Source organism: Rhizorhabdus phycosphaerae (assembly GCF_011044255.1).
Lineage (GTDB): Bacteria > Pseudomonadota > Alphaproteobacteria > Sphingomonadales > Sphingomonadaceae > Rhizorhabdus > Rhizorhabdus phycosphaerae.
This window is the reverse complement of record NZ_CP049107.1, coordinates 307,336-333,219: the sequence shown is the minus strand read 5'-3', so window position 1 is coordinate 333,219 and position 25,884 is coordinate 307,336. Positions and strand designations below refer to the sequence as shown.

The following is a 25,884-nucleotide window of genomic DNA, read 5'->3' as shown; positions in this document are numbered from 1 at the left end:
AACGCGCTCGAACTGGAACATCGGATGGCGGACAGACCCGCATATATCTTCAAGCCGCACGAACGGCCGACATTGCCCGGCTCGCCCGCCAATCCGGACCATCCGACGCCGAGACGCCGTCTCTATTTCGCGATCGGATGTCTGGTCGGCATCACCGGTGGCCTGGGCAACGCCCTCGTCACCGTCAATCTCGGCTTTGCACAAGGGACGCTGGGGCTGAACAGCGACGAGGCCGCCTGGCTGACCGCCGCCTATTTCATGACCAATGTCACCGGCAATCTGCTGCTGGTCAAATACCGCCAGCAATTCGGAATCCAGCCCTTCATCCGCTATATGCTGGCGGCCTATGCACTGACCACCTTCGCGCATCTGTTCGTCCATGACTTCTGGACGTCGGTCGCAGTCCGGGCGGCAAGCGGCATCGCCGCCAGCGGTCTATCGACGCTGACCGTCCTCTATCTCAGCCAGGCGATGCCCGCGCCGAAGCGGCTGGCGGGAATCATGCTCGGTATCAGCATTCCGCAATTGGCGACGCCGCTCGCCCGCATGCTCTCGCCAAGCCTGTTGACCACGGGCGACTGGCACATGCTCTACTGGTTCGAGCTCGGCCTGGCCCTTGCGACGCTCGCGGCCGTGCTGGCACTGCCCCTGCCCCCGAGCGAAAGAACCAAGGCGTTCGAGAAACTCGACTTCCTCACCTTCTTCCTGCTCGCACCTGGGCTTTGGCTCCTCATAGCGGTTCTCACCCAGGGGCGCGTCCAATGGTGGCTGGAGCGGCCCTGGATCGGCATCGCGCTGGCCGCGAGCACCGCGCTGATCGCGGCCGCGCTGGTCGTCGAACACCGGCGCGCCAATCCCCTCATCAACACCCGCTGGCTCGGCACGCGGGAAATCATGCGCCTGATGGCGGTCGCCGCGTCCGTCCGGATCCTATTGTCCGAACAGGCCTTCGGTTCGGTCGGGCTGCTCAACGTCCTTGGCATGATCAACGACCAGATGGTCATGCTCAATCTGATCATCGTCGTCGCGTCGATCGCAGGCATGGCGACGGCCGTCCTGACCATCCGTCCCGACAACATATCGCGACCGATCACCATAGCCGTGATCCTCATCATGGTCGGCGCGCTGATGGACTCCGACGCCACCAATCTCACCCGCCCGTCGAGCTTCTATCTGAGCCAGGCTCTTATCGGTTTCGCCTCGCTTCTGTTCATGGCGCAGGCGATGGTGATCGGCATCGCCCGAACCCTGCTGGCCGGAACGCGCAACTTCATCAGCTTCATCGTGCTGTTCAGCATCAGCCAGAGCATGGGCGGACTGATCGGATCGGCCTTCCTCGGCACCTTCCAGGTCGTCCGCGAGAAATATCATTCGCACGAACTGGTCCAGGCGCTGGTGGCGAGCGACCCGCAAGTCGTCGCGCGCATCAAGGCGGGAAGCGCCGCCATCTCCGGCGTCGTCGGGGACCCTGCCCTGCGCTCGGCGGAGGGCGCAGCGCTGCTCGCTCGCGCCGTAAGCCGCGAAGCCAATATCCTGGCCTTCAATGACGTCTTCCTGCTCGTCGGCATATTGGCCGCGGGCGCCGTCGTCTGGAGCTACCTCATCCGCCTCGGCATCAAGCGCCGCGGCGAACCCTCGCCCCTGATCGAACTACAACGCCGCGCCGCGGCCGGGAACGCCCGCAATGACTGACCAGACATCCTCCGCTCCCGCCAACACCCCCGAATCGGCTGCGCCTGCGGGCTGGCTCCCACCGGAGCGCGGTCGGCCGGTGGTGCTCGCCATCGCGGCAGTGGCCCTCGTCGCCGTCCTCGCCATCCTCTACGCCTGGCAATTGCCGCCCTTCGCCGGGCGATCCGAGCGCACCGACAATGCCTATGTACGCGGCAGGGTTACCATCATCAGCCCGCAGGTCAGCGGCTATGTGACCAACGTAGCCGTGCAGGACTTCGCGCAGGTGAAGGCAGGCCAGGTCCTCGTCACGATCGACGATCGCATCTATCGTGCGAAGGTCGCCCAGGCCGAGGCCAATCTCGCCGCACAGCAGGCGTCGCTGGCCAATTCGGCGCAGACCGAGCGGGCGAAGGAAGCCGCCACGCAGAGCCAGGATGCCGGGATCGCCAATGCCCAGGCGCAACTGGCACGCGCGCAGGCCGACATGCACCGCGCCGATGCGCTGGTTGCGGACGGATCGATTTCCGAACGCGAGCGCGATCAGGCCCGCGCGGTGCTGCGCGCGGCGGAGGCCAATGTCCGCCAGGCCCAGGCCGCCCGTGCGATCGGAACGCAGGATGTTCGCACGGTACAGGTCGGCCGCTCCGGGCTCCGCGCGGCGGTCGAGGGCGCCGAGGCACAGTTGCGGCTCGCGCGGATCGATCTGGAGAACACCGTCATCCGCGCACCGGTCGCCGGGCAACTGTCCGAGATCGGGGTACGCAACGGGGGCTTCGTGACGGCGGGAACGCAGCTGCTGTTCCTGGTCCCGCGCGATATCTGGATTGTGGCGAATTATAAGGAAGCCCAGACCCGCCGGATGCGGGTGGGACAGGTGGCAACCTTCAAGGTCGATGCACTTGGCGGCGCCGAATTGCGCGGCCGCGTCGAAAATCTGTCACCGGCCGCCGGATCCGAATTCGCGGTCCTCAAGCCCGACAATGCCACGGGTAACTTCGTGAAGGTGGCGCAGCGGATCGCGGTGCGGATCCGGATCGACGCCGGCCAGCCCCTCGCCGACAAGCTCCGCCCGGGCATGTCGGTCGAGGCGAAGATCGATACGCGGGGCGGGCAATGACGATGAAGTGTCTCGCCGCCCTGGCGCTACCGGCTTTGTTGTCGGCCTGCGCCGCCCGCGACGCGCAGCCCGTAGCAGTCCCGCCGCTCGCATTGCCGTCGGACTGGCGCACATCGGCGGACATCGGCGCTGTCGGCGATCCCGTCTGGTGGAACAGTTTCGGCGATCCGGAACTGAGCCGCATCGTCGAAGCGGCACTCGCCGCCAACCCCGACATCGGCATAGCCATGGGTCGAGTCCGGGAGGCACGGGCAGCTCTGCGGGGGATCAATGCAACGCTGCTGCCGACGATCGACGCATCCGTGACCGGCGGCCGGTCGCGCAGTGTCAGCGCCTTCGGTACGCCGGAAGTGCAGAATGCAGCGCAACCACAGGTGCAGGTCGCTTATGAACTCGACCTGTTCGGTCGCCTCGCCGACCAGCGCGGGGCAGCACGCGACACCTATCTCGCCAGCACAGCCGCCCGCGATGCCGTGCGCCTGAGCGTGGCGGCCACCACGGCATCGACCTATGTCGCCCTGCTCGGACTGGACGCGCGGCTGGGCATCGCGGAACGGACGCTCGCCGCACGGGCGGAATCCCTGCACATCGCCCGCTCCCGCGTGGGCAACGGCTATTCGCCCCGGCTCGAACTGCAACAGGCGCAGGCTGAATATGATGCGACCGCCGCGATCATCCCACAGGTCAGGCTCGCCATCAGCCGCGCGGAAAACGCGCTGAGCCTGTTGACCGGAAAATTGCCGCAGGCGGTACGGCGCGGTGCCGGCTTGCAGACTTTGGCCGAACCGCCGATCGGGGCAGGGCTCCCCTCGGATATCGTGCGCCGACGTCCCGACGTGGCGCAGGCCGAATATCAACTGGCCGCCAGCGATCGATCGCTATCGGCGGCACGCAAGCAGTTCCTGCCGCAGTTCAGGCTCGCCGCAAGCGGTGGAGCCGCGATTTCCAGCCTGCTCTCCGATCCCATTGCGATCTGGAGCATCGGCGGCAGCATATTGGCGCCGATCTTCCAGGGCGGACGGCTGGCAGCCCAGACCGATGCCGCCGCCGGGCGACGCGACCAGGCCGCCTTCGCCTATCGAAAGTCGGTTCTGACGGCGTTTCGCGAGGTCGAAGATGCGCTTGCCGCCGTCAAGCGCCTCGACGAGCAGCAGGCACTGGCGACCGACCAGCGCGATGCCCTAGCCGGCGGGGTGAAGCTTGCAACCAACCGTTACCGAGAAGGCTATTCGCCCTATCTCGAGCAGCTCGACGCGCAGCGCCAATTGCTCGCGGCCGAACTCAACCTGACGCAAATCCATGCCGACGCCATCACCGCGCGCATCCAGCTCTACCAGGCGCTGGGCGGGGGATGGAGCGGCTCCGCCGAGATGGGCAGCACGCGCTAGCAGCGCGACGAGGATCGCGGTTTCGCGGCGGACAATCCCCTGCTATCCCCCGCCCCATGTCATCCAATCATCTCTATCTGGTCGACGGCTCGGGCTATATTTTCCGCGCCTATCATCGCCTGCCGCCGCTCACCAACCGCCATGGTGTTCCGGCAGGCGCGGTCTATGGCTTCACCACGATGTTGTGGAAGCTCATCAACGAGCTGCATCAGGCCGAAGGACCGACCCATCTCGCGGTGATCCTCGATGCCTCTTCGAAGACCTTCCGCAACGAGATGTACGACCAGTACAAGGCGCACCGCCCGCCGCCGCCGGAGGACCTGGTTCCGCAATTCCCACTGATCCGGGACGCCGTCCGGGCCTTTTCGGTCCCGTGCATCGAGGAACTCGGGCTCGAGGCCGACGACATCATCGCCTGCTATGCCGAAGCCGCGCTGGCACAGGGCTGGCAGGTCACGATCGTGTCGTCCGACAAGGATCTGATGCAGCTCATCCGGCCGGGCCTCGACCTGCTCGACACGATGAACAACCGGCGGCTGGGCCGTGAGCATGTGGTCGAGAAATTCGGGGTCGAACCCGAAGCGCTCGGCGATGTGCTGGCCCTGATGGGCGACAGCGTCGACAATGTCCCCGGCGTCCCCGGCATCGGTCCGAAAACCGCCAGCCAGCTGATCCAGCAGTTCGGCAGCCTGGAGGCGGTGCTCGCCGGAACCGATCAGATCACCAAGCCCAAGCTCAAACAATCGCTGATCGATCATGCGGACAATGCGCGATTGTCACGCGAGCTTGTCCGTCTGAAATGCGACTCGCCGCTGCCCGAGCCGCTCGACGATCTGGCATTGAAGGGCCTTCCGCCCGAGCCGCTCCGCGCCTTCCTGGAGGACATGGGCTTCAAGTCGCTGCTCGCCAAGATCCAGGGTGACGGCCCCGCGACACTGCCGGGCGGCGGTCCGACCATGCTGGCGCTGGCGCCGGGCACGCAGGAGAAGCCCGTACAGCTGGTCGAGCAGGTACCGTTCAACCACAAGGATTATGAAACGGTCGTAACGGTCGAGGCGCTCGACCGCTGGATCGCCGAGGCGCACGCCGCCGGTCGGGTCGCGGTGGACACCGAAACCGACTCGATCGACCCGGTCAGGGCCTTGCTCGTCGGCGTCAGCCTTGCGACAGCGCCGGGCCGGGCCTGCTATATCCCGCTCGCCCATGTCGGCGATGGCCTGCTGTCCGAGCGGCCTGCGCAGATCCCGATGGACATCGCGATCGAGCGTCTCAGGCCGCTGCTTGCCGCACCAGACGTGCTGAAGATCGGGCAGAACATCAAATATGACATGGTCGTGCTGGCCCGCCACGGGATCGAGGTTGCGCCCTATGACGACACGATGCTGCTCTCCTATGATCTGGACGCTGGCCTCGGTGGGCATGGGATGGACGAGCTTGCCCGGCGCCACTTCGATCATGGCTGTATCGAGTTCAAGAGCGTCTGCGGTACCGGCAAGAGCCAGATGAGCTTCGACAAGGTGACACTCGACCGCGCGACCGAATATGCCGCCGAGGACGCCGACGTCACGCTGCGGCTGTGGCAACGGCTCAAGCCGCGCCTCGCCCCGGAAAGCGCGACGCGCGTATACGAGCTGGTCGATCGCCCCCTCGTCCCGGTCCTGACCGGCATGGAGCGTGCCGGCATCCGCGTCGACCGCGAGGAGCTTGCACGGCTGTCGGCCGAGTTCGCGGGGCAGAGCGCCCAGCTCGAGACGCAGATCCATGCCGAGGCGGGGGGCCCCTTCACCGTCGGCAGCCCCAAGCAGCTTGGCGAGGTCCTGTTCGACCGGCTGGGCTTCAAGGGCGGGCGCAAGGGCAAGACGGGGGTCTATTCGACCGACGCCTCAGAACTGGAACGCCTTGCCGGCGAAGGCGCGAAAATCGCGCGGCTCGTCCTCGAATGGCGGCAGCTGACCAAGTTGAAATCGACCTATACCGACGCCCTGCAGGAGCAGATCAACCCCGCGACGGGGCGCGTCCACACCTGTTTCTCGATGGCGGTCGCACAGACCGGACGGCTTTCGTCGACCGACCCCAATCTGCAGAATATCCCGATCCGCACCGAGATCGGCCGGCGGATCCGCGATGCCTTCGTGGCAGAACCCGGCAAGGTCATCCTGTCGGCCGACTATTCGCAGATCGAACTGCGCCTGGCTGCCCATATGGCAGACGTGCCCGCGCTGAAGGACGCTTTCGCCCGCGGCGACGACATCCACTCGCTGACCGCGCAGGAGGTGTTCGGTGAGGTCACGCGCGACACCCGCGCGCGCGCCAAGACGATCAACTTCTCGATCCTCTACGGCATCTCATCCTGGGGGCTGGCCGGGCGGCTCGAAGTGTCGCGCGACGAGGCCCAGGGGATGATCGACCGCTATTTCGCGCGCTTCCCCGGCATCAATCACTATATCGCCTCGACCCTGTCGCAGGTGCGCGAGCAGGGCTTCGTCAGCACGCTGTTCGGCCGCAAGACCCACCTGCCCGGTATCCGCAGCGCCAAGCAGGGCGAACGCCAGTCGGCCGAGCGCCAGGCGATCAACGCGCCGATCCAGGGCACCTCGGCCGATATCATCAAGCGCGCCATGGTTCGCATGAACCCCGCCCTCGCTGCCGCCGGCCTGGCCGATGTCCGCATGCTCCTCCAGGTGCACGACGAACTGGTGTTCGAGCTCTCGCCCGAGCAGGTCGAGCCGGCGAGCGCGGTTATCCGCGAGGTGATGGCGAACGCGGCCGAGCCGCTCGTCGAGCTGTCCGTTCCCCTGGGCGTCGAGATCGGCACCGGGACGAGCTGGGGCGCCGCACATTGAGCCTGACGCCCGATCTCGCCGCAGCAGGGCCCGACACCCTGAAGGAAGGCGAGGACATCAAGGCCCTCGCCAAGGGTGGCCGGACCAACTTCTTCGGCTTTCTGCTCAGGCTTGCGGCACGCCTGCCCTTCCTCTTCATCGCCGGACGCTGGTATGGTGCCGAGGCGCTCGGCCGCTTCGCCTATGCGATCATCATCGTCGAGTTCGTGGCGACCCTCGCCACGCTGGGTCTGAAACGCGGGCTGGCGGCGCAGCTTTCCGCGACCGATCGGCCGCATGTCCATGTCGTCTGGGACGCCCTGCTGGTCGGCGCGATCGCTTCGGCCGTGGCCGCGACCGTGCTGGGCGCCCTCCCCCAGCTGATGTTCCCGAACAGCGACATCAACGGGCTGGAATGGCTGCTGCCGCTGACCATCTTCGCACTCGCCTGGTCCGACATCTCGCTGGCGGCGCTCGCCTACAGGCTCGATATCGCCGCAACGGTCCGAGCGCGCTCGGTCATCGAACCCTGGACGATCAGTATCGCGGCGATCGGCCTTGCATTCTACTCGCTGCGCGACGGGCTGATCATCGCCTATGTCGTATCGATGGTGGCCGCACTCGTCGCCTCGATCTGGCCGCTGCTCAAGAGTTTCGGCTGGCCCCATGGCTGGCGCCCTCGCCCCAGTTCGCTGTTCACGCTGGCGAAGCGCAACGTGCCGCTGGCCGCCGCCGACGCCATCGAATGGGGATCGCGCCGCCTCGACATCGCCATCCTCGGCCTGTTCTTCTCGCCCGCGATCGTCGGCATCTATTATGTCGCGCAGCAGGTCGCGTCGCTCCCGCAGAAGCTGAAGACCAGCTTCGACCCGATCCTGGGCCCGGTGATCACCCGCAACCTCGGAGCCGGCAACCGCGAGGCGGTGGCGAAGCAGGTCGCGCAAGTGGGCTTCTGGATCATCGCCGCACAGGCGGCGGTCGGCCTGGCGCTGGGCATACCGGGCGAAGGCGTGATGGGTCTTGTCGGACCGCATTTCGTCGCCGGCACGGTAGCGCTCTCATTCCTCCTGCTCGCCGAGGTCGTCGCCGCGACGGCGGCCGTGTCCGAGGCGGCACTCATCTACGTGGCCCGTCATCTCAACCTCTGGATTTCGATGGGCATGATCGTGGTTCAGATCCTGCTGAGCTTCGCGCTCGTACTGCTCCTGCGCGACGAGTTCGCCCTGCCGCCGGTCTGGCAGGCGGCGGCACCGGCCATCGCCCTCGCCCTCGCCCTCGGCATCGCCTCGATCGCCAAGGCCAAGCTGCTCGCACGGCTTCTGAATGCGCCGGTGTCGGGCTGGCGCTGGCCGCTGATCTGGGCTTCGCTGGTCGCGGGCGCCGTGGGCTATCTGTTCACCCGCCTGCCCGAATGGGCCGAGCTCGCCTTCGGCATTCCGGCGATCCTGCTCGCCTTCGGGCTGGTCATCTGGCGGTTTGGGTTCACCAGCGAGGACCGAATGCTGTTCCGCTTCCGCGAGGCCTGACGCCGCCTCGCGGGCGGATCAATTCGGCTGGGGAATGGCGACACGCAGCCCGTGGTCGGGGACGTCGTCGCTCCACCGGACCGACCCGAAGGGCCGTTCGAGCCGCCGCCTGACCTGCGGCTTTTCGCCGATGTGGAAGGCAAGCGCGTGCTCCCAGGCAGCCATGTCTGCGGCCGTCAGCCGTTCGCGCTGTCGTAGATAATCGTTCCAGGTCGGCGTATGATAGCGCTCGATCCAGAGCTCCGGATCGCCGATGTCGCGCGCGAGAGACCATGCATAGCCTCCGGTACGATGGCGGATCGGCTCCATTGCCAGCATGGCGTTGTGAAAGTCGCGGGCGTTGGCAGGGTCGACCCGATATTCGATCGTCAGGCTGATCGGCCCGCTACGCCCGGTAATGTCCAGCGCGACGTCCGGATCGCCCAGTTGCAGGCCATGCTCGCCCTGCACTTCCACCTCCGGCATCCGGAAGATCAGGCCCAGCGGAATAACGAAGAACAAGCCGATTCCCGACGCAGCCATTGCCACCGCCGTTCCATGGCCTTCGGCGACATGGCCCCAACCGATGCTGCCGAATGCCACGCCCGCACAAGCTGCGGTGGTAAAGCCGGCCAGTGCCCGTCCGGTAACCCAGCGCGGCGAGGATAGCTGGATCCCGATCGTACCGAGGGCCATCACGATCATCCAGCAAGCTCCAACGATGACGAGCAACGCGCAGGTGAGTACGGCCCAACCACTCAGCGCGATGCCAACCATCGAGGAGCCGATCACCGTCATGGCGACCGCCATCATCCCTTCGTTGCTCAGGCGCTCGCGGATCGGGCCGATCAACACCGCGCCCAGAATGGCTCCCATGCCATAAAAGCCGAGCAATATTCCGAACAGGGCAGCGCCACCGCCAAGCAGATCGCGTGCGACCAGCGGCATGAGCGCCATGGGGGCGGACCCGACCATGCCGGCGATCAGGATACGCAGCCAGATCGTCCGGATCGGCGGGGAATGCATGATGAATCTTATGCCCGAGATGATCGCACGCCCGAGAGCCTCGGGCGGGAGCCGGTGCTTTTCCGGCTTGCGGCGCCAGAAATACATCGTCGCGAGCATCGGCAGATAGGCGATCGCGTTGAGCAGGAAGGCCGACACGACCCCCGCAACCGCCACCAGCAGCCCGCCCACGGCGGGACCGAAGCTGCGCGCGACGTTGTAGCTGATCGAATTGAGCGCGATCGCCTGGGGCAGGATTTCCTTCGGAACCTGTTCGCCGACCGACGCCTGCCAGGCGGGGGTGAACAGGGCCATGCCCGTTCCCACCATGGTGCAGAACAGCAGCAGCAGGGCGGGCGTCAGCATGTCGAACAGGGTAACCAGCGTCAGCCCCGCAGCGCCGCCCAGCATGATGCCCAGCGCTGCCAGCGCGACCTTGCGCCGGTCATAGCTGTCGGCGATCGCTCCGGCCGGAAGAGACAGCAGAACGATCGGCGCGAACGTCGCCGTCTGCACCAGGGCAACCATGTCGGCCCGCCCGGTCAGTCTGGTCATCGCCCAGGCCGCGCCGACATTCTGAATGAGCTGACCGAAGTTGGACAGGACGCTGGACGTCCAGACGCGGCGAAACAGGACATGACGCAGCGGTGCGAACGTCCCGCCTTGCCGCGTTGCCGCATCCGCCATCCTGTCCGTCCTCCCCTTGTCCCGTCCCCCTTAAAGGCAGGGAACCGCAAGGGGTCAACCGCTTAGGGCGCGATCACCGATGCCATCGGCAAAGCGTCAGTGGCGGAAATGGCGCATCCCGGTGAAGACCATGGCGAGCCCCGCCTCGTCGGCGGCCGCGATCACCTCCGCGTCGCGGATCGAGCCGCCCGGCTGGATGACCGCCGTAGCACCGGCTTCAACTGCGGCGAGCAATCCGTCAGCGAAGGGGAAGAACGCATCCGATGCGACCGCCGACCCGATGGTACGGGGTGCCGACCAACCAGCCTTCTCGGCCGCATCCTTGGCCTTCCACGCCGCGATCCGCGCGGATTCGAGTCGGTTCATCTGGCCGGCACCGACACCAGCGGTCGAGCCGCCCTTGGCATAGACGATCGCGTTCGACTTCACATGCTTCGCGACGGTCCACGCGAACAGGCAGTCCGTAAGCTCTTGCTCGGTCGGAGCTCGCTTGGTGACGACCTTCAGCTGATCGCGCGTGATCCGACCGTTGTCGCGCGACTGGACCAGCATGCCACCGGCGATGCTCTTGACGGTCAAACCGGCGCGCGCGGGATCGGGCAGTTCGCCGGTCAGCAGCAGACGCAGGTTCTTCTTCTTTGCGAAGACCGCCTTGGCGTCGTCATCGGCATCGGGCGCCGCGACGACCTCCGTGAAGATGCCGCTGATCGCCTCGGCGGTCTTGCCGTCGAGCGGACGGTTGACCGCGATGATCCCGCCGAATGCCGACACGCTGTCGCAGGCGAGCGCGGCTTCATAGGCCTCGATCAGCGTATCGGCGCTGGCAACGCCGCAGGGGTTGGCATGCTTCACGATCACCACGGTCGGCGGGCCGTCGCGGAACTCGCTGACCAGCTCCAGCGCCGCATCGGCATCGTTGTAATTGTTGTAGCTGAGTTCCTTGCCCTGGATCTGGGTCGCCTGCGCGATCCCGCGCGCGCCGCCGCCGAAGGGCAGATAGAGCGCCGCCTGCTGATGCGGGTTCTCGCCATAGCGCAGCGTCTCCGCCAGGCGAACGGGGATGGACATCGTCGCGGGCAGCGTCTCGCCCTGATCGACTTCCGCGAACCAGGAAGAGATCATTCCGTCATAGGCCGCCGTCGCCGCGAACGCCTTGGCGGCGAAGCGCTTGCGCATCGCGAAGCTGGTGACACCGCCGGTCGCGATTATCTCGGCATAGTCGGCCGGATCGGTGGCGATCGTGACATAGGCATGGTTCTTGGCAGCCGAGCGGACCATCGACGGACCGCCGATGTCGATATTCTCGATGATCTCGTCGCGCCCGGCGCCCTTGGCGACAGTCTGGGCGAAAGGATAGAGATTGACGACGACGAGATCGATGCCGCCGATGCCGTGATCGCTCATGGCGCGGGCATGCTCTGGATCGTCGCGAACGCTCAGCAGCCCGCCATGGACCATCGGGTGCAGGGTCTTGACGCGGCCGTCCATCATCTCCGGAAAGCCGGTGATGTCCGACACGTCCTTGACCTCGAGGCCCGCGTCGCGCAGCGCCTTGGCGGTGCCGCCGGTCGAGACGAGCTCCACGCCCCATGCCGCCAGCGCCTGGCCGAGTTCGACCAGACCGCTCTTGTCGGACACCGAAAGCAGCGCGCGGCTGATCTTCACCTGGTCCGGGGCCGGCGTCGTGGGAGTCTTCATGAGAGGTCTGTCCTGCTGCGGTGATCGGGAATCGCGGCCCCGTTAAGCGATCGCTCGGACAATTGCCACCCCGGCCGCGCTCAGACCGTCTCCCTGCCCCCGACAGCGCACGGAACGAGGGGGAGTTCGATCTCGAAAGCGGCCCCTCTGGTCTGGCTCTCATCGAGCCGCAATGATCCGCCCAGCTGGGTCACGATCGCCTTGGCGATGGAAAGCCCCAGGCCTGTCCCCGGCTGCCGCGTCAGGCCGCGCGTGTGGGGAGACTGGGCGAACCGGTCGAAAAGGCGCGCGCGGAAATCTTCGGGAATACCGGGCCCGTTGTCGCTGACCCGGATCAGGACCGATCGATCGGTCGCACGCAGCGACACACGTACGACCTCCCCCGAGGGCGAGAATTTCGCGGCGTTCGAGACCAGGTTGGTGACCGCCTGGAACAGCCTGTCCGGGTCGGTCCGGGTCATGACCGGCGCCGCCGGCAGATCCAGACCCAGCTTCACCTCCGCCTGAGAGGCATAAGGCAGGTTCTGCGCCACCACGTCACGGAGCAGAAGTCCGACATCCGCATCCGCATAACAATATTCGAGCTGGCCCGAATCCATGCGATCGAGATCGAGCAGATCGTCGACCAGACGCTTCAGCCGTCCCGCGTTCCGCGCGGCGACGTCGACCAGCGACGACGCCGTGTCGGGCAATTCCCCCGCCGTCCCATTGGCGAGCAGGCCCAGTGCTCCGGAGATCGAGGTGAGCGGCGTGCGCAGTTCATGGCTGACCGTCGAAACGAACTGCTGCTTGAGACTGACGATGTCCTGGAGCTCCTTGCGGGCACGATTGGCGTCTTCTTCCGCAATCCGGCTGAATCCGACGGCGATCGGCCCGACCAGAAGATGCGCGACGAGCATGTCTTCCTCGGTGAAGGCCGCCACCGTCGGCGCATGATATTTCAGCGTACCGGCCATGCTTCCGCGATGGGGAATGGGTACGACGATCATCGACCGCAAACCTACTTTTCGACAGGCTTGGCGGTTCACCCGCGGGTCGGTCTCGGAATCGTCGCAGCGCTGCGGCTGTCCTGTCAGCACGCTGAGGCCGGAAAGGCTCGAATTGAGCGAGAGCCGCATTCCGACCAGATGGGCCGATGCCCCGCTTGCCGCCGCATAGACGAGCTGGTCGCCATCAAGCAGTTCGATCACCGCCCCGTTTGCCACCGGCATCACCGACAGTTCGCAGACGATCGCATCGAGAACAGCAGACAGACTTCCGCCCTCGCGTGCGATCGCCTCCTGTATCGCTATCAGACCGCGAAAGCGTCCGATGTCCATCTAGCCCAGCCTCGCCCATTCATTCTCTTGGAATGGTCGGGCGAGGCTATAGCCGAAAGGCGTCTCAACAACTACGTGATGGCCCGTAGTGGCCGGCGTTCGTTCAGCCGAGCGACTTGATCGCCGAACGGCCCGCATAGACCGCCACCGGGCCCAGCTCTTCCTCGATCCGGATCAGCTGGTTGTACTTCGCCAACCGGTCCGAGCGCGCGAGGCTGCCGGTCTTGATCTGTCCGCAATTGGTGGCAACCGCCAAGTCGGCGATCGTCGAATCCTCGGTCTCACCCGACCGGTGCGACATCACGGCGGTATAGCCGGCGCGCTGGGCGAGGCTGACCGCCTCGAGCGTTTCGGACAGGGTGCCGATCTGGTTGACCTTGACCAGCAGCGAATTGGCGAGGCCATCCTTGATGCCCTGCGCCAGGCGCTTCGGGTTGGTCACGAACAGATCGTCGCCGACCAGCTGGCAGCGATTGCCGATCTTGTCGGTCAGGATCTTCCATCCCGCGAAGTCATCCTCGCCCATGCCGTCCTCGATCGAGACGATCGGATAGCGGGCGACGAGATCGGCGAGATAGTCGGCCATCTCCTCGGGCGACCGCTTCACGCCCTCGCCATGGAAGTCGTAAACGCCGTTCTTGAAAAACTCGGTCGCGGCGCAGTCGAGCGCGAGCACGACATCCTCGCCGGGCTTGTAGCCGGCCTTCTCGATCGACTGCATGATGAAGTCGAGTGCGTCGGGCGCCGAGGCAAGGTTCGGCGCAAAACCGCCCTCGTCGCCGACCGCAGTCGCGAGGCCCTTGTCGTGCAGCGCCTTTTTCAGCGTGTGGAAGATCTCCGAGCCGCAGCGCACCGCCTCGATCAGGCTGTCCGCGCCGACCGGCATGATCATGAATTCCTGGAAGTCGATGGGATTGTCGGCATGGGCGCCGCCATTGATGATGTTCATCATCGGCACCGGCAGCACCTGTGCCGAAACGCCGCCGACATAGCGATAGAGCGGCAGCGAGCGCGCATCGGCTGCGGCCCGGGCGACCGCCAGGCTCGCGCCCAGGATGGCGTTGGCCCCCAGGCGCCCCTTGTTCGCGGTGCCGTCCAGCTCGATCATCCGTGCGTCGACTTCGCCCTGATCCTCGGCTTCCATGCCGAGAATGGCGTCCGCGATCTCGCCGTTGACCGCTTCGACTGCAGTCTCGACGCCCTTGCCCAGCCAGCGCGACTTGTCGCCATCGCGCTTCTCGACAGCCTCATAGGCACCCGTCGAAGCGCCCGAGGGAACCGCTGCGCGGCCGAAGCTGCCATCCTCGAGGGTGACGTCGACCTCGACCGTGGGATTGCCCCGGCTGTCGATGATCTGGCGGGCGTGGACGTCGACGATGGCGGTCATGCTGGCGCGTACCTCTGTTGATGGACGTTATGATGCGCGCGCTCTATCCGCGCCGCCCCCGTTAGGCAAATATGAAGTCGTTTCGGGACTGGTAAAGGAACGCAATCCGTCCCATCTGGTTCTTAGGCCATATGTTTTGATGGAGACGATCGACATGGCGACCGACGAAACCGGAAACGGCACTGCGTTCGAAAGCGCCCGCAAGGCGTTTGCGGACACCGCCGCGAGCTTCTCCGAACAGGCGGGCTCGAAGGTCAAGGATTATACGCTGCAGGGCAAGGATCGCGCGGTCGAGGCGCTCGACAATGTCGCAAGTCTGGTCGGCGATGCCGCCGAACAGGTCAGCGAACGCCTGGGCGAACAATATGGCGGCTATATCCGCCAGGCTGCGGACGCGGTCGAGGGACTGGCGTCCAACCTGCGCGACAAGGATGCGGATGAGCTGATCGACGATGCGCGTAACATCGTGCGGTCGTCGCCGGCCATCGCGATCGCCGCAGCGGCCGCCGTCGGCTTCGTTCTGGCCCGTGTGGTCAAGTCGGGCCTGACGCCCCGCGCCCAGAACGACGCGACCGGCACGGAGCCGTCGACGGCGCCGACCGAAGCGGCCAAGCCGGTGCGCAAATCGAGCGCGACCAAGTCTGCAACCGCAACGGGCGCAGCCAAGACCGCAACGCCGCGTCGCGCGGCTGCCAAGAAGCCGACGTCCGAGACGGAGACTGCTGCGGCCACCACGGCAGTCGAGCCCGTGACGCCTACGACGGCGACCGACGACGATACGCCGCCAGCAGTCTGATCCGTTGACGCAGGGGCAGGGACAAGAGAGGGAGCCGGTCGGCGCGGTGCTTGCGCGCGTCGTCGAGGACGGGCGCGCCATGGTCAAGGCGGAGCTCGCCCTGGCGCGCACCGATTTCTATCGTCGCCTAGGGAGAGCCCGCACAGGTGCTGCTCTGCTGCTGGTCGGCGCGATCATGGGCCAAGCGGCTGCGGTCACCGCGCTCGTCACCCTGTCCTTCGTTCTGACCCCCTGGGTCGGCCGACTGGGAGGAGCAGCGATATCTGTAGCGCTGGGGATCGGCATCGCGCTGCTCGCTATCCGGGCAGGCGTCCGCAAGCTGATGCTGGTCGTCGAAGACCCCGACGATGACGAACTGGTCGAGGCAACGACCAAGGCCAGTCCGATCGACGAGCTGTTCGAGAAGGTTCGGCAAAAGGCGCATGCGGCGAGGAACCAGCTGGTAGCGACGGTCGGCGAAGCCCAGGCGCGGCTGCACCCTCAGATGCTGATCGCTGACCTGGCCGACATCGTGGTCGATCAGGCACAGCGCGCCAGCAACGCTGCGATGGATGCCGTGCGCCGCCGGCCCGTCCGTTCGGGCGCCGCATTGGTCGGGCTGGTGCTGATGCTGGCGGGACCGTCGCTCTATCGGGCCTATGTCCGGTTGTCCGGCGCAACTCGTGCGGGCGCGGGGAGTTTCAAGACATCGAGCAGGAAAGCGTCCGGCACCGGCCGGACAGAGGAGACCAAGCCATGACGAACGAGAAGACATCGGGCGAAGCCGGGTCGAAGCTTCGCGGGCGCGCCGCCGAGGCCCGCGCCTTTGCCGAGGATCAGCTGCGCCGGACGAGCGAAGTCGCGCGCCAGGCCGGCCACCGCGCCGCCGATCAGGTCGACGCCTTTCCCGTCGCTGCGCTGGTGGGCGGTCTGGCCGTCGGTGCCGTCCTTGGCGCCATGCTGCCGCGCACGCGTCAGGAAGAGCAGTTGCTGGGGACGATCGGCGAGACGATCGCCGACCGCGCCCGGGAGGCGGTCGCCGCCGCCCGCGACGCAGGTCAGGAAAAACTGAGCGAGCTGGGTATCAGCTCCGATGCCGCGGGCAAGCAGGTCGGGCGATTGATCGGATCGATCGCCGAAGTGGCCGAGACCGCCGGCTCGGCCGCCGTCGACGCGGTTCGCAAATAACGCCTCTTACCCTCAGGCGGCCCAGGCCGATGCCTGCGCCACCGTAACGGTTCAAACCGCGTTCATCGCCGGTCCGCTACACCGCGTGTCACTGGCGAAGACGCCTATGGAGATGATTGATATGAAGACGTTCGCGCTGCCGCTGGCAGCAACCCTCCTTGGTGCGATTGCCGTCGCAGCGCCCATCATGCCTGCACAGGCCGCCGTCGTGGCCAATCAGGACGCCGGGACGTTCATCTCGTCTCTTGGCACCGAGGCCTTTGCCGTGCTGAAGACCGGCAACAAGGCGGTTGTCCGGACCAAGTTCCGCGAACTTCTGTCCCAGCACTTCGCCATCGATGCGATCGGCGAGCGGCTTATCCGACGCTGGAACAACCAGATCACGCCCGAGCAGAAGGCTGCCTACAAGGCCGCAATCCCGACCTTCATCATCGGGACCTATTCGGACAATCTGTACGACTATGCCAATGCGTCGATGAAGGTGATTCGCACCGCGCCCGCGGGTAGTGGTTTCAACGTCGTGACGCAGGTCCAGAAGCCCGGCGCGGCGCCGATCAGCGCAGTCTGGTCTGTGGCGAAGGTCGGTCCGGCCTTCAAGGTTACCAACCTGACGGTGGCGAACATCAATCTCGCCGTGACGCAGGGACAGGATTTCGACGCCATCATCCAGCGCAAGGGAATCGACGGGCTGATTGCGATGATGAAGTCCCGAAGCTAAGAAAAATGCAACGCGCGAGGATCATGCTTCAAAACATCGCCGTTCTTCGACAGGAGCAGGAGCCAGGCTTCGTCTGTTTGACGATCAACGGAGATATTCGATGAGCAAGATCCATCTGGTTTTCGGCGGGCGGGTCAAAGACCCCCAGACGCTCGAGTTCGAGGATCTCGGCAAGATCGACGTGGTGGGTTTCTTCGAGGACTATAAGTCCGCCGAAAAGGCCTGGCGCGGCGCCGCACAGCGGACGGTCGACGATGCCGAGATGAAATATGTGGTGGTCCACCTCCACAAGCTGCTCGAACCCGGCCTCGAGTGACGGACACGCCACCATGGGATGAACAAGGGCGGGCTCGCGAGAGCCCGCCTTTTTTTGTTCAGGTCGCGGATGGGCGATGCTTGGTCATAAGCCCGACCACGGCGAGACCGGCGAGGAACCCGCCAACATGGGCGCCCACCGCGATGGCCATGCCCATATCGATGAAGGCGAACCCCATCAGGAACTGGACTCCGACCCAGGCAGCGGCGAGCCACAGCGTATTGACCAGCGCAGCGATACGCGGATGCGCCAGCAATATCTTCGGACGACCGAACAGCAGCGCATAAGCCCCGAACAGTGCTGAGATGGCGCCGCTCGCACCGATCATCGGACCCGTGCTGCCCGGATCAAGGAGATATTGCCCCAGCGCTGCTGCATAGGCGCCGAGGATATAGAGCAGAACGAGGCCCACAGGCCCGACCACCGCTTCGACCATGCGTCCGCAGAACAGCAGCATCAGCATGTTGAAGCCCAGATGCAGCAGCCCGCCATGAAGAAGCGTAGCCGTCAGCGGGGTGACCCATGCCGGCAGGGCTCCGGGCAACTCGGCGCCGGAGAAGCGGGCCGGGACGAAGCCGCCGACCAGATCCACCGCGACGCCGTTGCCCAGTAACGAGGTCACGAGGAAGGCCGCAACGGTCAGAAGCGCGATACCGTTGGTGGCCCGCGCGGACGGCACCGTCACAGCGAGCGCGCGATCAGATGAACTCGATCTTCGAGACGAGGTAGAAGCGATCGCCCGAAGGCACTGTCACCTCGACCTCGTCATCGACGCGCTTGCCGATGAGAGCCCGGCCGAGCGGCGAATTATAGGAGATCTTGCCGGTCTTGGCATCGGCCTCGGTCTGGCCGACGATCTGATAGCGGACCGGCTTCTCGTCGTCGTCGAGCAACGTCACCGTCGCGCCGAAAACGATCTTGTCTCCCGAAAGCTGGGTCGGGTCGATGACCTGGGCACGGCTCAACCGGTCCTCGATGTCGGCGATGGACGCCTCGATCTGGCCCTGGCGTTCCTTGGCGGCATGATATTCCGCATTTTCGGAGAGGTCGCCATGGGCGCGCGCCTCTTCGATCGCATCGATGATGAGTGGCCGCTCGGCTTTCAGGCGAGTGAGCTCTTCCTCGAGCATCTTCTGCCCTTCCGCCAGCATCGGCAACTTATCAACGCCCGCCATCGTGCTTCAAATCCTTCGCAAAAATACCGCGGCCGGACGACCCCGGCCGGGCCGCCCGCACTGAACTCCACCGATGCAGGGATCAGGCGCGCGAAGCGGAATAATAGGATTGAAGTGATCGCACTTCAAGCTTGCGCTCCCGCAATGCGCCGATTGCCTCTGCTGCAGCGACGCTTGCCGCTGCCGTCGTGAAATAGGGCACACGCCCGTAAAGCGCCGACGTCCGGATCGCCTTCGAGTCCAGCAGCGATTGCCAGCCCTCGGTGGTGTTGAAGATCAGGTCGACGTCGCGGTCGACGATACGATCGACGATGTTCGGCCGCCCCTCGCGCATCTTCAACACGGTTTCGATCGGCAGCCCCTGATCGGCGAGGAACTTTGCGGTCCCGCCGGTGGCGAGGATGGTGAAGCCCATGTCGACGAGCTTTCGTACCGCGGGCAGGATATGCTTCTTGTCGCTATCCTTGACCGAGACGAACGCCGTCCCGCCGAGCGGCAGCTTGGTCCCTGCCCCCAGCTGCGCCTTGGCAAAAGCCGTTCCGAAATCGCTATCGATTCCCATAACTTCGCCGGTAGACTTCATTTCCGGGCTAAGCACAGGGTCGACACCGGGGAAGCGGGCAAAGGGGAAAACAGCCTCCTTCACCGCGATATGGCCTACGTCGAGATCGATCGCGGGCAGTGCGGCGAGTTTCTCGCCCGCCATCACCCGGGCCGCGATCTTTGCGATCGGCTGCCCGATCGCTTTCGCGACGAAAGGAACCGTACGGCTGGCGCGGGGATTGACCTCGATCAGATAGACCGCGCCGTCCTTGACCGCATATTGGACGTTCATCAGCCCACGAACATGCAGCGCCCGCGCGAGCAAGTCGGTCTGGCGGCGGATTTCCTCGATGATGTCCTGCGGCAGGTTATAGGGCGGCAACGTGCAGGCGCTGTCGCCCGAATGGACCCCTGCCTCCTCGATATGCTGAAGCACGCCCGCCACGACCACATCGTCGCCGTCGCAGATCGCATCGACATCGACCTCCACCGCGTCGCGCAGATACTGATCGATGAGAACTGGTGAATCGCCAGACACTTGCACCGCAGTCGTGATATATTGTTCGAGCTGCGCAGGATCCTCGACGATCTCCATCGCCCGCCCACCCAGCACGTAGGACGGCCGCATGAGCACCGGATATCCGACCCGCTCGGCGACGACCAGGGCCTCCTCCCGGCTGCGCGCGATTCCGTTACGCGGCTGGCGCAGACCGAGGTCGCCGATCAGCGCCGCGAAACGCTCGCGGTCCTCGGCGAGGTCGATGGCGTCGGGGCTGGTTCCCAGGATCGGAATGCCCGCGTCCTCCAGTTCCTGCGCGAGCTTGAGCGGGGTCTGGCCGCCAAACTGCACGATCACGCCCTTCAGCGTGCCCCGCGACTGCTCTACGTGCAGGATCTCGAGCACATCCTCGGCGGTCAGCGGCTCGAAATAGAGTCGGTCCGACGTGTCATAGTCGGTCGAGACGGTCTCCGGGTTGCAGTTGACCATGATCGTCTCATAGCCGGCCTCTTCCAGCGCGAAGCAGGCATGGCAGCAGCAATAGTCGAACTCGATCCCCTGCCCGATCCGATTGGGCCCACCACCGAGGATCACGATCTTCTCGCGGTCGCTCGGCTGGCTCTCGCACTCCGGCTCGCCGAAGCTCGGCGCTTCGTAGGTCGAGTACATATAGGGCGTCTTTGCCTCGAACTCGGCCGCGCAGGTATCGATCCGCTTGTAGACCGGGCGCACGCCCAGCTTGTGACGGTGCGCGCGGACCTCCTTTTCGGTGATACCGCCAGTCAGTGCCTTGGCGACGTCGTGCACGATCCCCGACCCGCGTGCCTGCTCGCGCGCCATGCCGGCGAGATTGGCCGACTGCAGCGCGAGCCAGGCGAGCCGCTTGTCGGAAAAGCCCATCGCCTTGAGGCGACGCATGCCGGCAGCGTCCTGCGGAAGGCCGTTGCGGCAGACCTCTTCCTCGGCGGCGACGATCTCGGCGAGGCGCTCGAGGAACCAGGGTTCGAACTTGGCGATCCGATGGATCTCGTCGACGGTGAAGCCTTCGCGCAGCGCCTGCGCCGCGACCAGCAGACGGTCGGGGGTCGGCCGGGCGAGTTCTTCGGCGATCACCGACTTCGGCGCGCCCTTGAGATTATCGATCACGTTGAAACCGGCCAGGCCGGTCTCGAGGCCGCGGAGAGCCTTCTGCATCGACTCATGGATGTTGCGACCGATCGCCATCGTCTCGCCGACAGACTTCATCGCGGTCGACAGCAGCGGCTCTGCGCCCTTGAACTTCTCGAAGGCGAAGCGCGGGATCTTCGTCACGACATAGTCGATCGTCGGTTCGAACGAGGCGGGCGTAGCACCCGTGATGTCGTTCATGATTTCGTCGAGCGTGTAGCCGACGGCAAGCTTCGCCGCGACCTTGGCGATCGGGAAGCCGGTCGCCTTGGAGGCGAGCGCCGACGAGCGCGAGACGCGCGGGTTCATCTCGATCACGACCAGACGGCCATCGGCCGGGTTGACCGCGAACTGGACGTTCGAACCGCCCGTCTCGACGCCGATCTCACGCAGCACCGCCAGCGAGGCGTTGCGCATGATCTGATATTCCTTGTCGGTCAGCGTCAGCGCCGGTGCGACCGTGATCGAATCCCCGGTGTGGACGCCCATCGGATCGACATTCTCGATCGAGCAGACGATGATGGCATTGTCGTTGCGATCCCGCACGACCTCCATCTCATATTCCTTCCAGCCGAGCACCGATTCCTCGATCAGCACTTCGGTGGTCGGAGACGCGTCGAGGCCGCCCGTGACGATCTTGACGAACTCGTCCTTGTTATAGGCAATGCCGCCGCCGGTGCCGCCCATGGTGAAGCTCGGGCGGATGATCGTGGGCAGGCCGACGAAATCCAGGATACGCAGCGCCTCTTCCAGCGTGTGCGCGACGTCGGAGCGCGGGCTTTCCAGCCCGATCTTGTCCATCGCCTGGCGGAACTTCATCCGGTCCTCGGCCTTGTCGATCGCCTCGGCATCCGCACCGATCATCTGGCAGCCATATTTCTCCAGCGTGCCGTCGTTGAACAGCGCCAGCGCGGTGTTGAGCGCGGTCTGGCCGCCCATCGTCGGCAGGACCGCGTCGGGGCGCTCCTTCTCGATGATCTTGGCGACGATCTCGGGGGTGATCGGCTCGACATAGGTCGCGTCGGCCATGTCCGGATCGGTCATGATCGTGGCCGGGTTCGAGTTGACCAGGATGATGCGATAGCCTTCCTCGCGGAGGGCCTTGCACGCCTGGGTGCCCGAATAGTCGAACTCGCAGGCCTGGCCGATGACGATCGGGCCGGCGCCGATGATCAGGATCGATTTTATGTCGGTACGCTTGGGCATTAGGCGCTCTTCTTCAACTGACCGACGAACTGCTGGAACAGATAATGGCTGTCCTGCGGGCCGGGGCTTGCTTCGGGATGATATTGGACGCTGAAGGCGGGCTTGTCGGTCAGGCGAAGACCGGCGAGGCTGCCGTCGAACAGAGAAAAGTGGGTCGGCTCGACATTGCCCGGAAGGCTGTCCGTGTCCACCGCGAAACCGTGGTTCATCGACGTGATCTCGACCCGCCCGTCGTCCTTGCGCCTGACCGGGTGGTTCGCACCGCGATGCCCCTGATGCATCTTGTAGGTCCGCGCGCCGACCGCGAGGCCGAGCATCTGGTGACCGAGGCAGATGCCGAACAGCGGCTTGCCGACTTCAAGCAGCTTGCGGATCACGGGGACGGCATATTCGCCCGTCGCCGCCGGATCGCCCGGCCCGTTCGACAGGAAGACCCCGTCCGGCTCATGCGACATGACCTCTTCGAAACTCGCGGTCGCGGGCACCACTGTCACGCGGGCACCAGCGGCCACCAGATTGCGCAGGATATTGCGCTTAAGGCCATAGTCGATCGCGACCACATGCGGCGCGTCGGCTGCCGCCGCATCGACGGCATAGCCCTCATGGATCGCCCAGAGCCCGTCATTCCACTTGTAGGTCTGGGTGGTGGCCACCTGCTTGGCGAGATCCATCCCCTCCAGGCCCGGCCAGGCGCGCGCCTTGGCGATCAGCGCGTCGATGTCGAAACGGCCGGCGGCATCATGCGCGATGACGCCGTTGGGGGCGCCCTGGACGCGGATCAGCCGCGTCAGCGCGCGCGTATCGACCCCGGAGATTCCGATGCGGCCATTTTGCTTGAGCCAGCTGTCGAGATCCTGCGTCGCACGGAAATTGGCCTGCTCGGTCACGTCCTCACGGACGATCATGCCGAGCGCATGGGGGTTGGTCGCCTCGACATCTTCGGCATTGGTGCCGACATTGCCGATATGGGGGAAGGTGAAGGTGATGATCTGGCCCGCATAGGAGGGGTCGGTCATCACTTCCTGATAGCCGGTCATCGCGGTGTTGAAGCACACTTCGCCAACGGCATCGCCTTCGGCGCCGAAGCCCCTGCCCCATATGACGGTGCCATCGCCCAGGACTAGGACGCCCGTGGCTCCCTCGGGGGGTATCGGACGCGCGTGATCGGGCTGGGCCACGAGGGCTCTCCTTTGGGCTGGGGTCGGCAGGCAAACGGCGGCGTACCTAGGGGGCCCACATCACAGGGTCAATTCTATTAAAACATCTTTCTCTGTGCTAGGCGACCTCCTTTCCAGAACCAGCTTTGGTGCACCCCATGATTCGAGACGATATCAAGGCGGCCCTCGTCGTCGCGATGAAGGCGCGCGACACGACCTCGACGGCAGCGATCCGCCTGATTCAGTCGGCCATCAAGAACCGCGACATCGAGTTGCGGACGGCGAGCACGCAGCCCGACGACGATCTTCTCGTGACCGAAGTGCTGCAGAAAATGATCAAGCAGCGCCGCGAATCGATCGAGATGTACGAGAAGGGCAATCGCCCGGAACTGGCGGCCGCCGAGGCGGCGGAGGTCGGCGTGATCGAGCGCTTCCTGCCGCGGCAGATGAGCGATGACGAGGCGCGTGCCGCCGTCGACGCGCTGGCGACCGAACTCGGCGCCGCGTCGGTCAAGGACATGGGCCGCGTCATGGCGGCGCTCAAGGAGCGCTTCGCCGGCCAGATGGACATGGCGAAGGCCAGCGGCCTGGTGAAGGCGCGGTTGGCCGGGTGACGCTTCCGGCAGAGGGCGCTTCCCGCCCTGCCCTGCCTGTCCGGGCCGGGCGGTAAGCCATGTCGCTTTCACCGCAATTCCTGGACGAACTGCGAGGCAGGGTCACGCTGTCCACGCTGATCGGCCGCTCGGTGAAGCTGATCAAGGCGGGTCGCGAATACAAAGCCTGCTGCCCGTTCCACGACGAAAAGAGCCCCAGCTTCTACGTCAACGACGACAAGGGCTTCTACCATTGCTTCGGCTGCGGCGCGCATGGCGACGCGATACGCTTCCTGACCGAAGCCAAGGGCCTGAGCTTCATCGACGCGGTGAAGGAGCTTGCCCAGAGCGCGGGCATGGAGGTTCCGGCCCCCGACCCCCGCGCCGCCCAGCGCAACGAGCGGCAAGCCGGCTTGCACGATGTCATGCAGGCCGCTGCGACTTGGTTCGAGGAGCAGTTGGGCGGGATCGATGGCGCTGCCGCCCGGGCCTATCTCGACCGGAGGGGCCTGAACGCCGCGCTGGCCAAGGCATTTGGCATGGGCTTCGCGCCCGACAGTCGCGGGCGCCTGAGAACGGCACTGAAATCGTTCGGCGACGACCAGTTGATCGAATGCGGGCTGCTCATCTCGGTCGAGGGCAAGGAACCCTATGACCGCTTTCGCGGGCGGCTGATGATCCCGATCCGCGACGCGCGCGGGCGGGTCATCGCCTTTGGCGGCCGCATCCTCGACCAGGGTGAGCCCAAATATCTGAACTCCCCGGACACGCCCCTGTTCGACAAGGGCCGCACCCTGTTCAACATCGATCGCGCGGGTGCCGCCGCACGGAAGGCCGGCCGGGTGATCGCGGTCGAGGGCTATATGGACGTCATCGCCCTGGCCAAGGCTGGCCTGGACGAAGCGGTGGCCCCGCTGGGCACGGCGCTGACCGAGATGCAGCTGGAACGGCTGTGGCGGATGGCCGAAACCCCGATCCTCTGCTTCGACGGCGACAAGGCAGGACAGAAGGCCGCTGTCCGGGCCGCGCATCGGGCCCTGCCGATGGTCGTGCCCGGACGAACCCTCCGCTTCGCGCTGCTGCCCGGCGGGCAGGATCCGGACGATCTGGTGAAGGCTGGCGGCGCCCGCGCGGTCGAGCAGTTGCTGGGCGAGACCATCAGCCTCGACGAACTCGTCTGGCGTTCCGAACTCGACGCCCAGCCGCTCGATACGCCGGAGGCGAAAGCGGGTCTTCGCAAACGGCTCGGCGATCTGGCCGGGACGATCCAGGACCGCGACGTCCGGGAGCAATATCAGGCGGAGTTCCGTCGCCGGTTCGACGAGCGCTTCGCCCCCGCCCGGCGTCAGTTCGACAGACCGTTCCAACCTCGCCAACAGCGGCGCCCCGGACAGCCCTGGAAGCCCGAAGTCCTTCCCCCGTCGGATGCGACCCGCGCCATCGCGCGGACTGGCCTGAATCGCGGGGTGATCAGGGCTGCGCTGGATGGGCTGTTGCGTTATCCTGAGGTGTTGGCGGACAAGATCGAGACTGTGGCAGCGCTCCCGCTGGACGATCCGAGGCTCGACGAACTGCGCGCTGCGGCCTTCGACGCCAGCTTTTCCGGGACACCGCTTGAAAAGGAATCTCTCGAAACCATATTGCGTGAGGCGGGTCTTGGGGCGGTGATCGAGGAGCTCAAGGCTACGAACACTCTTGCCTTTTCGTTTTTACGCGGCAATGCCGAGTATAATCGTGCCGTGCATGACCTGTCGGCGACGATCGACGCACTCGCGGCCATCCCGATGCTGGATGCCGCGCTGCGCGAGGCGACCGACAGGCTGGGCATGGAGACGAGCGAGGCACAGTGGTCGGAGCAGCAGAGGCTGCGAGAAGCGCTTGCCGACGCCCAACGCGCTCTAACCGATCTCGCCCAAGGCGAGGACGGCGAGGGCGCTTAAACTAT

The 25,884-nt window shown here is 65.6% G+C and carries 20 protein-coding genes; 12 read left to right on the top strand and 8 right to left on the bottom strand.

The genetic code is table 11. The features are described from left to right. Positions 1–24 precede the first annotated feature (24 nt). From G6P88_RS01570 to G6P88_RS01550, 5 genes are read left to right on the top strand one after another with little or no spacing between them, the layout of a single operon-like run. Positions 25–1,692, top strand: a complete 1,668-nt coding sequence (locus G6P88_RS01570) for an MFS transporter (protein WP_165321520.1) — start codon at positions 25–27, stop codon at positions 1,690–1,692. Further along, positions 1,685–2,791: an HlyD family secretion protein gene (locus G6P88_RS01565; protein ID WP_165321519.1), complete on the top strand. Its 1,107-nt coding sequence runs from the start codon at positions 1,685–1,687 to the stop codon at positions 2,789–2,791. Before G6P88_RS01570 ends, G6P88_RS01565 begins: the two co-directional genes overlap by 8 nt. Next, positions 2,788–4,179, top strand: a complete 1,392-nt coding sequence (locus tag G6P88_RS01560) for an efflux transporter outer membrane subunit (protein ID WP_226946680.1) — start codon at positions 2,788–2,790, stop codon at positions 4,177–4,179. The genes G6P88_RS01565 and G6P88_RS01560 overlap by 4 nt, the downstream gene beginning before the upstream one ends. Before the next feature lie 56 nt (positions 4,180–4,235). Beyond that, positions 4,236–7,022 (top strand): DNA polymerase I, encoded by a 2,787-nt coding sequence (polA, locus tag G6P88_RS01555; protein ID WP_165321518.1) that lies wholly within the window; start codon positions 4,236–4,238, stop codon positions 7,020–7,022. Then, positions 7,019–8,527, top strand: coding sequence for a lipopolysaccharide biosynthesis protein (locus G6P88_RS01550; RefSeq protein WP_165321517.1), 1,509 nt, complete (start codon positions 7,019–7,021; stop codon positions 8,525–8,527). The genes polA and G6P88_RS01550 overlap by 4 nt, the downstream gene beginning before the upstream one ends. Before the next feature lie 18 nt (positions 8,528–8,545). Here G6P88_RS01550 and G6P88_RS01545 read toward each other — a convergent pair whose 3' ends face one another. From G6P88_RS01545 to eno, 4 genes are all read right to left on the bottom strand, one after another. Beyond that, entirely contained in the window at positions 8,546–10,198 is a 1,653-nt protein-coding gene (locus G6P88_RS01545) for an MFS transporter (RefSeq protein ID WP_165321516.1), read from the bottom strand. A gap of 96 nt (positions 10,199–10,294) precedes the next feature. Beyond that, a complete protein-coding gene (gene purH / locus G6P88_RS01540; RefSeq protein WP_165321515.1) occupies positions 10,295–11,896 on the bottom strand; it encodes a bifunctional phosphoribosylaminoimidazolecarboxamide formyltransferase/IMP cyclohydrolase in 1,602 nt (533 codons plus the stop codon). An 80-nt stretch (positions 11,897–11,976) separates the two neighbouring features. Further along, positions 11,977–13,215: a sensor histidine kinase gene (locus G6P88_RS01535; protein ID WP_165321514.1), complete on the bottom strand. Its 1,239-nt coding sequence runs from the start codon at positions 13,213–13,215 to the stop codon at positions 11,977–11,979. Positions 13,216–13,318: 103 nt separating this feature from the next. Next, the gene (gene eno / locus G6P88_RS01530; protein WP_165321513.1) at positions 13,319–14,602 is read right to left on the bottom strand and encodes a phosphopyruvate hydratase; all 1,284 of its coding nucleotides are present in this window, start codon (positions 14,600–14,602) and stop codon (positions 13,319–13,321) included. A 139-nt stretch (positions 14,603–14,741) separates the two neighbouring features. Here eno and G6P88_RS20245 point away from each other — a divergent pair, with 139 nt between their 5' ends. From G6P88_RS20245 to G6P88_RS01505, 5 genes are all read left to right on the top strand, one after another. Then, a complete protein-coding gene (locus G6P88_RS20245) occupies positions 14,742–15,398 on the top strand; it encodes a hypothetical protein (RefSeq protein WP_226946679.1) in 657 nt (218 codons plus the stop codon). Positions 15,399–15,444: 46 nt separating this feature from the next. Further along, the gene (locus G6P88_RS01520; RefSeq protein WP_165321512.1) at positions 15,445–16,137 is read left to right on the top strand and encodes a phage holin family protein; all 693 of its coding nucleotides are present in this window, start codon (positions 15,445–15,447) and stop codon (positions 16,135–16,137) included. Beyond that, positions 16,134–16,565: a hypothetical protein gene (locus G6P88_RS01515; RefSeq protein WP_165321511.1), complete on the top strand. Its 432-nt coding sequence runs from the start codon at positions 16,134–16,136 to the stop codon at positions 16,563–16,565. Before G6P88_RS01520 ends, G6P88_RS01515 begins: the two co-directional genes overlap by 4 nt. 121 nt (positions 16,566–16,686) lie before the next feature. After that, complete coding sequence (locus G6P88_RS01510; protein ID WP_165321510.1) at positions 16,687–17,283, top strand: MlaC/ttg2D family ABC transporter substrate-binding protein; 597 nt, start codon at positions 16,687–16,689, stop codon at positions 17,281–17,283. Positions 17,284–17,383: 100 nt separating this feature from the next. Beyond that, positions 17,384–17,599 (top strand): DUF4170 domain-containing protein, encoded by a 216-nt coding sequence (locus tag G6P88_RS01505; RefSeq protein WP_165321509.1) that lies wholly within the window; start codon positions 17,384–17,386, stop codon positions 17,597–17,599. Positions 17,600–17,657: 58 nt separating this feature from the next. On the opposite strand, the gene G6P88_RS01500 is transcribed toward G6P88_RS01505, so the two are convergent. The 4 genes from G6P88_RS01500 to carA form a co-directional block, all read right to left on the bottom strand. After that, positions 17,658–18,284 carry a rhomboid family intramembrane serine protease gene (locus G6P88_RS01500; RefSeq protein WP_165321508.1) on the bottom strand — a complete coding sequence of 209 codons (627 nt, stop codon included), beginning with the start codon at positions 18,282–18,284 and terminating at the stop codon, positions 17,658–17,660. A 13-nt stretch (positions 18,285–18,297) separates the two neighbouring features. After that, a complete protein-coding gene (gene greA / locus G6P88_RS01495; protein WP_165321507.1) occupies positions 18,298–18,774 on the bottom strand; it encodes a transcription elongation factor GreA in 477 nt (158 codons plus the stop codon). 82 nt (positions 18,775–18,856) lie between these two features. Continuing rightward, the gene (gene carB / locus G6P88_RS01490) at positions 18,857–22,189 is read right to left on the bottom strand and encodes a carbamoyl-phosphate synthase large subunit (protein WP_165321506.1); all 3,333 of its coding nucleotides are present in this window, start codon (positions 22,187–22,189) and stop codon (positions 18,857–18,859) included. Then, positions 22,189–23,367, bottom strand: coding sequence for a glutamine-hydrolyzing carbamoyl-phosphate synthase small subunit (carA, locus tag G6P88_RS01485; protein ID WP_165321505.1), 1,179 nt, complete (start codon positions 23,365–23,367; stop codon positions 22,189–22,191). The genes carB and carA overlap by 1 nt, the downstream gene beginning before the upstream one ends. Before the next feature lie 137 nt (positions 23,368–23,504). Between carA and G6P88_RS01480 the strand changes: the two genes are divergently transcribed. Continuing rightward, positions 23,505–23,960 (top strand): GatB/YqeY domain-containing protein, encoded by a 456-nt coding sequence (locus tag G6P88_RS01480; protein WP_165321504.1) that lies wholly within the window; start codon positions 23,505–23,507, stop codon positions 23,958–23,960. 59 nt (positions 23,961–24,019) lie between these two features. After that, positions 24,020–25,879, top strand: coding sequence for a DNA primase (dnaG, locus tag G6P88_RS01475; RefSeq protein ID WP_165321503.1), 1,860 nt, complete (start codon positions 24,020–24,022; stop codon positions 25,877–25,879). The last annotated feature ends 5 nt before the right edge of the window (positions 25,880–25,884 follow it).